This is a genomic window from Allobosea sp., assembly GCF_030694325.1.
Taxonomy (GTDB): domain Bacteria; phylum Pseudomonadota; class Alphaproteobacteria; order Rhizobiales; family Beijerinckiaceae; genus Allobosea.
In genome coordinates this window covers 1-10244 of the sequence record NZ_JAUXYO010000255.1, presented here as the reverse complement: position 1 = coordinate 10244, position 10244 = coordinate 1, and the positions used below count along the sequence as shown (strand labels likewise).

At 68.9% G+C, this 10244-nt stretch carries 6 protein-coding genes; 1 reads left to right on the top strand and 5 read right to left on the bottom strand.

Annotation, left to right across the window (positions count from 1 at the left end):
• Positions 1-266: 266 nt before the first annotated feature.
• The 4 genes from Q8M82_RS16625 to Q8M82_RS16610 all read right to left on the bottom strand — a co-directional run bounded on the left by Q8M82_RS16625 (position 267) and on the right by Q8M82_RS16610 (position 4892).
• Positions 267-1373, bottom strand: coding sequence for a 5-(carboxyamino)imidazole ribonucleotide synthase (locus tag Q8M82_RS16625; RefSeq protein ID WP_305692436.1), 1107 nt, complete (start codon positions 1371-1373; stop codon positions 267-269).
• Positions 1370-1870 (bottom strand): 5-(carboxyamino)imidazole ribonucleotide mutase, encoded by a 501-nt coding sequence (purE, locus tag Q8M82_RS16620; RefSeq protein ID WP_267521418.1) that lies wholly within the window; start codon positions 1868-1870, stop codon positions 1370-1372. The genes Q8M82_RS16625 and purE overlap by 4 nt, the downstream gene beginning before the upstream one ends.
• A 313-nt stretch (positions 1871-2183) precedes the next feature.
• Entirely contained in the window at positions 2184-3551 is a 1368-nt protein-coding gene (locus Q8M82_RS16615) for an ABC1 kinase family protein (protein ID WP_305692435.1), read from the bottom strand.
• Between the two features lie 249 nt (positions 3552-3800).
• Entirely contained in the window at positions 3801-4892 is a 1092-nt protein-coding gene (locus tag Q8M82_RS16610; RefSeq protein ID WP_305692434.1) for an AraC-like ligand-binding domain-containing protein, read from the bottom strand.
• On the opposite strand from Q8M82_RS16610, the gene Q8M82_RS16605 reads away from it, so the two are divergent.
• Positions 4891-8730, top strand: a complete 3840-nt coding sequence (locus Q8M82_RS16605) for an autotransporter outer membrane beta-barrel domain-containing protein (RefSeq protein WP_305692433.1) — start codon at positions 4891-4893, stop codon at positions 8728-8730. The genes Q8M82_RS16610 and Q8M82_RS16605 overlap by 2 nt on opposite strands.
• A gap of 224 nt (positions 8731-8954) precedes the next feature.
• Here the strand turns inward: Q8M82_RS16605 and Q8M82_RS16600 are convergent.
• A partial coding sequence (locus Q8M82_RS16600; RefSeq protein ID WP_305692432.1) for a phytoene desaturase family protein occupies positions 8955-10244 on the bottom strand: 1290 nt, incomplete at its 5' end.

Genomic DNA, 10244 nt, shown 5'->3' with positions numbered 1-10244 from the left:
ATCGCAAGCTGGGCATCGTCCCGGCGCCGCTCAAGGCGTTCTGGCTGGCGCGCGGCGAGCCGCTGCAGCGCGTGCTCTGAGCAGTGGCTCGGGCCTTCGCTATCTCTCAAAGCCCTCATCCTGAGGAGCAGCCTTCAGGCTGCGTCTCGAAGGATGCTTCAGGAGGCTCTGGAGATATCTGGAGCATCCTTCGAGACGCCGCGTGCCGCGGCTCCTCAGGATGAGGGCTCACACCCGAAAGATCAGAGCTAAGCGGCGAATAGGCTTCAGCCCTGCTCGGGCCAGACCCGCGTGACATGGCCCATCTTGCGGCCGGCCCTCGCCTCGCGCTTGCCGTAGAGATGCAGATGCGCGCCCGGCTCGGCGAGGAGCTCGCGCCAGCGCAGTGCGGCATCGCCGATCAGGTTCTCCATCTCGACACGGCCGCGACGCGCAGCCGAGCCGAGCGGGAAGCCGCAGACGGCGCGCACATGCTGGTGGAACTGTGAGGTCTGGGCGCCCTCGCTGGTCCAGTGGCCAGAATTGTGCACCCGCGGCGCGATCTCGTTGACGACGACGCTCTCCTCCGCACCTTCGCCGACGATGAACATCTCGACCGCGAAGACGCCGACATAGCGCAGCGCCGCCCCGATCCGCCGCGCCGCCTCGATGGCGGCGGCCTCCGTCGCGGACGAGACCTGCGCCGGAATGCGGGTGAAGGCGAGGATGTGGTCGCGATGCTCGTTCTCGCAGAGGTCGAAGGCGGCGAAGCTGCCATCCGCCCCGCGCGCCGCGACCACCGAGACCTCGCGCGCGAAGCTGACGAAGCCCTCCAGCACCGCCGGCTGGCGGCCGATCGCCGCATAGGCTTCCGCGAGATCGGTCCCGGCCAGGATCTTGACCTGGCCCTTGCCGTCATAGCCGAAGCGGCGTGTCTTCAGCACGCAAGGCCGCCGCAGCGCGGCGACCGCATCCTCGAGATCCGCCAGGCAATCCACGGCGCGGAAGGGCGCGACGGTGAGGCCCTGCTCGGAGACGAAGCGCTTCTCGCTCAACCGGTCCTGCGTCACCGCCAACGCATGGGCGCCCGGATGCAGCGGCTTGCGGGCCGCGAGGAACGCCGCGGTGGCCGCCGGCACGTTCTCGAACTCATAGGTCACGACGTCGACGGCATCCGCGAAGCGCGCCAGCGCCGCCTCGTCCTCGTAAGGAGCCACGGTCTTCGCCGCCGCCACGTCGAACGCCGGGTTCTCAGTTTCCGGCGCGAAGATATGGCTGGCGATGCCGAGATCGGCCGCGGCCAGCGCGATCATCCGGGCGAGTTGCCCGCCGCCGATGATGCCGAGCACGGCGCCGGGCGCCAGCGGCTGCCCCTCCCCCGCAGACGCGCTCACGCCTCGTCCTTCACGGGCCGTTCGGCGATCGCCGCGCTCTGGCGGGCGCGATAGGCGTCGAGCCGCTGCGCCAGGCCCTCATCCGACAGCGCCAGCACGGCCGCCGCCAGCAGCGCCGCATTGACCGCACCGGCCCGGCCGATGGCGAGCGTACCGACGGGGATGCCGGCCGGCATCTGCACGATCGAGAGCAGCGAGTCCTGCCCCGACAGCGCCTTGGATTCGACGGGCACGCCGAAGACCGGCAGCGGCGTCAGCGACGCCGTCATGCCCGGCAGATGCGCCGCGCCGCCGGCCCCCGCGATCACCACCTTGAAGCCTTCCGCCTTGGCGCCGGTCGCGAATTCGACCATGCGCTGCGGTGTGCGGTGGGCGGAGACGATGCGGTCGTCATGGCCGATGCCGAGCGCATCGAGCGTCTCGGCGGCATGGCGCATGGTCGCCCAGTCGGACTGGCTGCCCATGATGATGGCGACGGGCGCGGAGGTGGTGGCCATGGCAGGGAGCGCTTCCGGAAACGCTGGACGGGAAGCGCGCGATCTAGACCGCCCAACGCCGGGGAAGCAAGCGCCGAATCGGGCTGGCGCCGCCAAACGGGCGGAAACTGCGCGCCCGACGACCGCCGCGCGGCGCCACGCCGTCTTTCCGGGGCTTCGCGCAGCGAAGAGCCCGGAACCCATGAACACTGACATGGCCGGATAGCGCAGGGCGGTCCCAGCCATCTGGACGTACGTCGTGGTCATGGGTTCCGGGCTCGCCCTGCGGGCGCCCCGGTATGACGGCGTGGTTCCGCGCGATGGGAGAACTGCTCTAAGCCGTCGCCACCAGCCCAGCCCGCGCCAGCGCCGAGGCCTGATCGGCCGCGACCGTCTCGATCTTGAAGCCCTCGATCTCCGCCTCGAACAGCCGGTGGAAGTTCAATTCCGCGTCGAGATGCAGGAACACCCCGCCGAGCCCGATCGCGGCGCGGTCCATGAAGACGAACTCGCGCGGCACGGTCACCGGCCCGCGCTTCTTCAGCGCCTGATGCACCTCGAAGGCCTGGCGGCGGCCATATTCCGCCGGGCTGACATCTTCGGCGATGCGGCGCGTGCGGTCCTCCAGCAGCGGCCCGTAGATGAAGCGCGCCCAGATGTTGAGCGTGTCGACCAGCTCCTTCGTCAGCCCCTTGAAGCCCCAGACCTCATAGGCATGGACGACGCGCGCCTCGTCGCCCTCCAGCAGGCCGCGATAGAGATCGACGACGCCGCCCACGAAAGAGGGCGGGAAGATCCGGATGCAGCCGTAATCGAGCAGGTTGATGCCCTGCGGGGCGCCGTCCTCCGAGAAGACGGTGTAGTTGCCCAGATGCGGGTCGCCATGGATGATGCCGTGATGGCTGAAGGGCCGCCACCAGGCCTTGAACATCGCCGTCGAGATCCGGTCCCGCGCCTGCTGCTCGTCCTGCTTGTGGGTCAGGATGCCGTCGCCCTCGAGCCAGTGCATGGTCAGGAGCCGCTTGGTCGAGAGCGCGCTCTCCAGCGCCGGCACGCGGATCTCCGGCGTCTGCGCCAGCACCTCCCGATAGAGCGCGATGTGCTTGGCCTCGCGCTGGTAGTCGAGCTCCTCGCGGACGCGGGCGCCGATCTCCTTGGCGATCTCGCTGGTGTCGATCACCGGGTCCATGCGCCGGTGCAGCGCAAACAGGATGTCGAGCTGCGAGATGTCGGCCTCCACAGCCGATTCCATGTCCGGATATTGCAGCTTGCAGGCGAGCGCGACGCCCTCCAGCGTCGTCGCCCGGTGCACCTGCCCCAGCGAGGCCGCCGCCGCCGGCTGCAGGTCGAATTCCCCGAAGCGCGCACGCCATTGAGGCCCGAGCTCGGCCATCATCCGGCGCTTGACGAAGGCCGCGCCCATCGGCGGCGCCTGCGACTGCAGCTTCTGCAGCTCGGCGGCATATTCCGGCGGCACCACATCGGGGATGGTGGCGACGAGCTGCGCCACCTTCATGATCGGGCCCTTCAGCCCCCCCAGCGCCTTGGCCAGCGCCTCGGCATTGGAGGCGTTGCGCCCCTCCATCCCGAACAGCCGGGCACCCGCGATCCGCGCCGCCACCCCGCCGACATTGGCCCCGACACGCGCATAGCGCACTGCCCGGGCGGAAAAGCGGTTGGCTTCGGAGTCGCGGTCGGACATGGGGGCGCTTTCGGCGGGTGTCGGCGCTTCACATGTAGGGTGGCGCAGGCGCGGCACCAATGCGGCGGGTGGTCTCGCGGGGGCGGGAGGCTATCGGCTTGGCCGGAAGTCCAGCGCCACCATTCGAAACTCGCTGCTTCCAACCCAATCTGGGTGGTCTGCAACGTCTGTTTATCGGCAGCTCGATGCAGTGACGAGCGGCATCAGCCCTCTGTCCGCAGACCGAACGATCACTAGAACGGCCGCGTCTCATCGCCCGAGCGTTTGGATCGCGTCGGGTGGCACTCCGGTTGTGGTCGGCGGCATCATGTCGACGCTGCGCTGGCGGGCGACGGCGCGCAGGTTGCGCGGTGTGATGCCGAACCGGCTTTTGAAGCTGCGGCTGAAATGCGCCTCGCTGCGGAAGCCGAACGAGAAAGCGATCGCGCTGAGCGTTTCGTCGGCCCGGTCGCCGCCATTGATGACCTCGTAGCAGCGCTGCAGCCTGCGCTCGCCGATATAGGCCTGGACACCGCCATGCTCGGCAAACACGCCGTAGAGCGCGCCACGCGACACATTGAGGCGGGCCAGGAGCGAGCCGACGGTGAGCCCCGGATCGGCCAGCGAACGCTCGATCTGCCACTGCGCCCGGCCGAGCAGATCGAGATCGGCCGGTGAGCGCTCCTCGCGCAGGCCATAGCCGCCTTGCGAGGCCGCAAGCGCCATCTCGACGAGGGCGGCCGCCGCGGCTTCGCCTTGAGTCACGGTCATGCCCGGCAGGGCCCCATAGACATCGCGCATCAGTTGCGCCAGCAGCCGCGTCACCGGCAGGCTGGCCTCGGGCACAAGCCCATGCAGCGCGCGATCACGCAGGCCGTCGGGCATGGCATTGCGCGGCACGGTCAGGGCCAGGGTCCGGTAAGGCGAGGTTTCGAATTCGAAGGGCATGCCGAAATCGATGAAGCTGACATCGCCTTGCCTCGCGTGGAAGGAGCGCCTGCCACAGCTGCCTTCATAGTTGCCCTCGAGGTGCAGCGAGATGTTGACATGGTCGACGCCGGTGCGCGCCACATCCTCGCCGCTGCGGACAAGCCTGTTGGCATGAGAGCTGGTCGACAGGCTCAGCATGAAGCGACCGAGCATGTAGAGGTCGGTGGAAGCGTGGAACGCGGGCGCATCTTCCGGGTCCACGAGCTCCGCGCTGCAGGCGAAAGTGAGGTGATGCTGCCAGGCCTTGAACGAGGCCCCGTCGGCGGTCGGAGGCAGCACGATCGCAATCTGCGGGCCGCCGAGGACGCCCTCGCACGGCGCGGCCTCCTCCTGTGCGGCCAGGGCATCCTGCTTGCGGTCGTGATCCGTCATGGGCCGGTTGTCCTCAGCATCGACGGCAGGGTCGCCATCGGACGCATCCATATCGAAAGAGCCAAGGGGGCGCCGTCAAGCCGGCCTGACAAGCCCAGCGGAACGGCGTGTCGCTCAACGCGACATCGGACAGAGCCACAAAACATCAAGAGATCGCGCACGCTGCGTCAATGCGGTTCCGACCGATCCCTTTATCCTCCTAGCCACTGTGCTTCGATCCAAGCCGTCCTCAGCGGTGTCGAGGCTGCTGGGGGAATGGATGAGCAACCGGCTGAAGCATGTGCTGGGCGGGACCACAGCTCTGGCGGCGCCCCTGCTGGCCGTCGCGCTGGGCCTCGCACTAACGTCACCGGTCAATGCTGATGGCGGGAGAGGCTCCGCCGGGGTAGATGGCGGCGTCGGCGGTATCGACAGTCCGACGGGTCCAGGGGGAATTGGCGGTGGTGGCGTGGGTGGTGGCGGCGGCGGCAGTGGGATAACGGGCGGCAATGGAGGCAGTGGATTAGACGTCGGCTTCCTAGGCACGGGCGGAGTGGGTGGGACTGGTGGGGGTGTCGCCGGAGCAGCCGGATCAATCGGAGGATTGGGGACTGGCACGTTCGGCGATGGTGGTGGCGGCGGCGGCGGTGCCCATGGCTTTGTCGGAGCCAATCCGCCCGGGGCCGCCGTGGCTGGAGGCGCGGGCGGTCAGGGCGGGGGTTGCGAAGGTATTTGCGGAGGGGGCGGCGGTGGGGCCGGCGGCTATGGAGCGGTTGTTACGGGAGTGAGCACCGGCACCATCGGCGCGCCTATCGCAGGCGGCGCAGGCGGTGCGGGCGGTGCTGGTGGCAACAGTCAGAATTTTCTTGGGGGCGATGGCGGATCCGGCGGAGCTGGTCTGCTGACCCTTAATGGGGGAAGCTTGACGATTGAGGCATCTATCTCAGGCGGCGATGGAGGTGCGGGCGGCCCAGGTGCGGAGCCCGGCTTTGCTGGCGCGGGCGGCGTCGGCATCGTCGGCTCCCTGCTCAACCTGACCATGGGCGTCGGCGGGACGGTCACCGGCGGTCTCTCGGGCGATGGCGTGACGCGTGCCGATGCGGTGAGGTTCACCGGCGGCAGCAACCGCATCACCTTCCTCGGCACGACGTCGGGCCTGCTCGGCGACATCGGCAATTTGGGCGACGATCTGACACTCAGGACCACGGGCAGCGTGAATGTCGCCAACCGGATCACCGGCACCGGCCGACTTGTGATGCCCGGCCCCGGAACCGTCACCCTCTCAGCCGCCAACACCTACTCCGGCGGCACGACCTTCCAGGGTGGTGTCACCCACACCACCGACATGGGCGCCCTGGGCACGGGCCGGGTCGATTTTTCCGACGGTCGCCTCAACAGCGTCGTGACCGGAACCTTCAGCAACGACATCCAGATCGTGAGTTCGTCGTCGGGGGCCATATCGGCATCGACGGGCCAGACCCTGACGCTGACAGGCAGCATCAGCGCGGGAAGCTCGAGTCTTCGCCTCGGCCATGCAACGGATAACGGGACAGTCATCCTCAACCCGTCTTCTGTCGCGATGTCGGACACTTTCCTGTTTCTCGATGGCGGCACCGTCAGGTTGGGAAGCAATGGGGCCCTCGTGACCGACGGCGCGACGACCTTGATCGACATCGCCGCAGGCGCCACGCTCGATATCAACGGCCCCGCAAGAGTGCATAATCTCCAAGGCAGCGGCACCATCACCAACGACAGCGGAGCGGCTGCCTCGCTGATCGTCAACAACTCAACGGCGTCGACCTTTTCGGGTGCGGTCCAGGACGGGCTCAGCCGGACATCCCTGACCAAGACCGGCGCCGATGTCCTGACCTTGTCGGGCGCCAACAGCTACAGCGGCGCGACGTCAATCATTGACGGCACGCTGCGGGCGGGCGCGATCAACAGCCTGTCCTCGGCTTCGGCCTTCACCATCGGCACCGGCACGACGCTGGACCTCGCGGGCTTCAACCAGACGATCGGCTCGCTTGCCGGCACAGGCGCGGTGACGCTGGGCGCAGCGACGCTGACTGCCGGCGGCGACGGCAGCAGTACAAGCTATTCAGGGGCACTTTCGGGCTCGGGATCGCTCACCAAGGCGGGCGCGGGCACCCTCACGCTAGCGGGGATCAACGGCTACAGCGGCGCGACCTCCGTCACCGGCGGAACGCTGCTCGTCAACGGCTCGATTTTGTCCTCGTCGAGCGTGACGGTCGGTGCGGGCGCCTCGATCGGAGGCTCGGGAACGCTGCCTTCGCTGACGGTGAACGGCACGCTCGCGCCGGGCAATTCGCCGGGCACGCTCACCGTCAATGGCAATCTGGTGCTGGGCGCCGGCTCGCTCTACCTCGCTGAGGTCCAGGGCGCGGTCGCCGACCGGGTCAACGTCACCGGCACGGCTGCGCTTGCCGGAACGCTGCGGATCGTGCCGCTGGGCGGGGCTTATCTCTTCGGCAATCCCTATACGCTGTTGGCAGCGGCGGGCGGGCTCGGTGGCACGCGTTTCGGCACGGTCGATACCAGCGCGTCTTTCGGGGACGGGATCACCAGCACGGTGAGCTACACCGGCACCGACGTTCAACTGGTCCTGACGCCCAAGCCGCTGACGCCGATCGTGGTTGCGCCGGTCACGCCAACCACCCCCAGCTTCGGTCTGGCGGCCCCGCGCAATGCGGCAGCGGTCGCCTCCGGCATCGACGCCGCGGTCGCCGCCGGGGCCAATCCCTCTGCACTGTTTGCCATCTACAACCTGCCGGCCGCCGCGATACCTGGGGCTGTGAACCAGCTGTCAGGCGAGGTCCACACAGCTGCGCCTGCCATGGCCAACAGCGCGGCGGGACAGTTCCTCGGCACGATGCTGGACGGTTCGGGCGCTGGCCGGCTCGCCGGTGCGCGCGGCGGGCCCTCGGGCACGGCCGGCTTCACCGCCGATCTGCCTTCGCGCCAGGACGGGCCGGGGCGCGCCAGCTTCGATCCGGCGCGCTTCTCGCTCTGGGGGGCGACCTTCGGTTCGACCGGACGCGGCGATGGCGACCGGGCGACCGGCTCGGCCAGCCGCAATCTCTCCGATGGCCATGTCGCTGTGGGCGCCGATATCCGGCTGGGCATCAACACGGTTGCGGGCATCGCGGTCGCCGGCGGCCAGTCGCGCGCTTCGCTGTCGGGGGGACTCGGCAAGGCGGAGGCCGATGTCTTCCAGGCCGGTCTCTATGGCCGCACCATGATCGGTACTTTGAATGTCGGCGCGGCGCTGGGTTATTCCAGGCTCGACACAGACACCACCCGCGCCATCCCCGCGCTCGGCCGCAGCGGCGTCACCGCATCCTATGCCACGCAGGCCTGGAGCGGGCGCATCGAGGCGAGCCTGCCGGTCGCGACATGGTACGGCATCACGCTCTCACCGCTGGCCGCCTTCCAGGCCGTGCGCGCCAGCAGCCCGGCCGCCATCGAGCGCGACGCCAGTGGCCTGGTCGCCGGCACCCTGACGCTGGGCAGACGCTCCGATATGACCAGCCGCAGCGAACTCGGCATGCAGGTCGATGCCAACCTGACCATCGGCGCAACACCGGTCACCGGCTTCGTGCGCGCCGCCTGGGCGCACTACTACCAGCGCGACGCGGATCTCGCCGCTTCGATCAATGGGCTGCCGGGAGCGCGCTTCTCAGTCACCGGCGCGCGGCCAGACCGCAATGCCGCGCTGATCGCAGCTGGGCTCGATGTGAAGCTCAGCCGCAACGTCAGCCTCGGTGCTCGCATCGATGGTGAGATCTCGGAGAGCACGCGCCGCATCGGCGGGACCGCGCAGCTGCGAGTGAGCTTCTGATCGAACACGGGCCTTCCCGAAGGTCGGATTTGAGGCCACGGCGCAATGACGGCGTCTGGCGCACAACGCCATCGCAACGCCTATCCCCGCCCCGCCAACGCCGCCCTCACCTCGGCGACTCTGGCCGGGCAACCGCCGGCTGCCTCGACCAGCCGCACCGTCTCCGCCACCCAATCAGCCTTCGTCCGCCCGTACGCGAAGTCCGCATCGGCCCGGATCAGCCGTCAGAGCCGCTTGCGGCGGCGATCCGCAAGCACAGCCGCCGCCGCATTAGACCCCGGCGCGCCGGTGACGCCGCCGCCGGGATGGGCGCCCGAGCCGCAGAGATAGAGCCCCGGCACCGGCATGCGGTAATCGGCATGGCCGAGCACGGGCCGGGCCGAGAAGAGCTGGTCGAGCGTCAGCCGGCCATGGAAGATGTCGCCCCCGACCAGCCCGAAGCGCGCCTCCAGATCGGCAGGGGAGAGCGCCAGCCGCCCGACCACCGAGGCCTTGAAGCCTGGCGCATAACGATCGACCGTCTCGATCATCAGATCGGCGACCCTGTCGCGGCAGGACTCCCAGTCGAGCCCCTCGGGCAGCACCGGCGCGACATGCTGACAGAACAGGCTCGCGACATGGCAGCCGGGCGGGGCCAGCGTGTCGTCGAGCGTGGACGGAATCAGCATCTCGACGATCGGCTCCTGCGACCAGCCTGAGAGACGCGCCTGCGCATGGGCGCGGTCCATGTAGACGAGGCTCGGCGCGATGATGATGCCGGCGGTGTGATGGTCGCCGGGTTCCGGCAGGCTGGTGAAGCGCGGCAGCTCCGACAGCGCGACATTCATCCGGAAGGTGCCCGAGCCCGAGGCATAGCGCGTCATCCGCTCGGTGAAATCCGCAGGCACGATCGCCGGATCGACCTTGGCGAAGAGCAGCCGCGGATGGAGGTTCGAGACGACCGCGCGCGCCCGCACCACATCGCCGGCTTCCGTCACCGCACCAACCGCCCGGCCTTTTTCGCTCAGCACCTCGGCGACGGGGCTGTCGAGCCGGATCGCGACGCCGGCCTCCGCGCAGGCCTTCGCCATCGCCTGCGTGATCGCGCCCATGCCGCCGATGGCGTGGCCCCAGGCGCCCTTGTTGCCGTTCACCTCGCCGAAGACATGGTGCAGCAGCACATAAGCCGAGCCCGGCGTGTAGGGGCTGGCATAATTGCCGACGACGGAATCGAAGCCGAGCAGCGCCTTGATCGGCTCGCTCTCGAACCAGCCATCGAGCCAGTCCCCGGCCGATTTGGTGAAGAGGTCCATCACGTCGCGCTTCGCGGTGAGATCGAGCCGCGACAGCCGCCGCGCAACCCGGCCGGCATCGATCAGATCCGGCAGCGGCAGGAAGTTGCCCATGGGCCGCTCGACGATATTGAGGCCGTGGCGGTGTAGTTCCATCGCGGCGCTGATCTCGGGCCGCAGCAGGCTGACCGTGTAGCTCGCGGTCGAGTTGCGGAAGCCGGGATGGAAGGTCTCGGTCACGGC

Excerpts from the sequence above, each read along its gene's own strand:
- purE (WP_267521418.1), bottom strand. The coding sequence starts at position 1,870 with ATGGCCACCACCTCCGCGCCCGTCGCCATCATCATGGGCAGCCAGTCC.
- Q8M82_RS16615 (WP_305692435.1), bottom strand. The coding sequence starts at position 3,551 with ATGTCCGACCGCGACTCCGAAGCCAACCGCTTTTCCGCCCGGGCAGTG.
- Q8M82_RS16605 (WP_305692433.1), top strand. The coding sequence starts at position 4,891 with ATGGGCCGGTTGTCCTCAGCATCGACGGCAGGGTCGCCATCGGACGCA.
- Q8M82_RS16610 (WP_305692434.1), bottom strand. The coding sequence starts at position 4,892 with ATGACGGATCACGACCGCAAGCAGGATGCCCTGGCCGCACAGGAGGAG.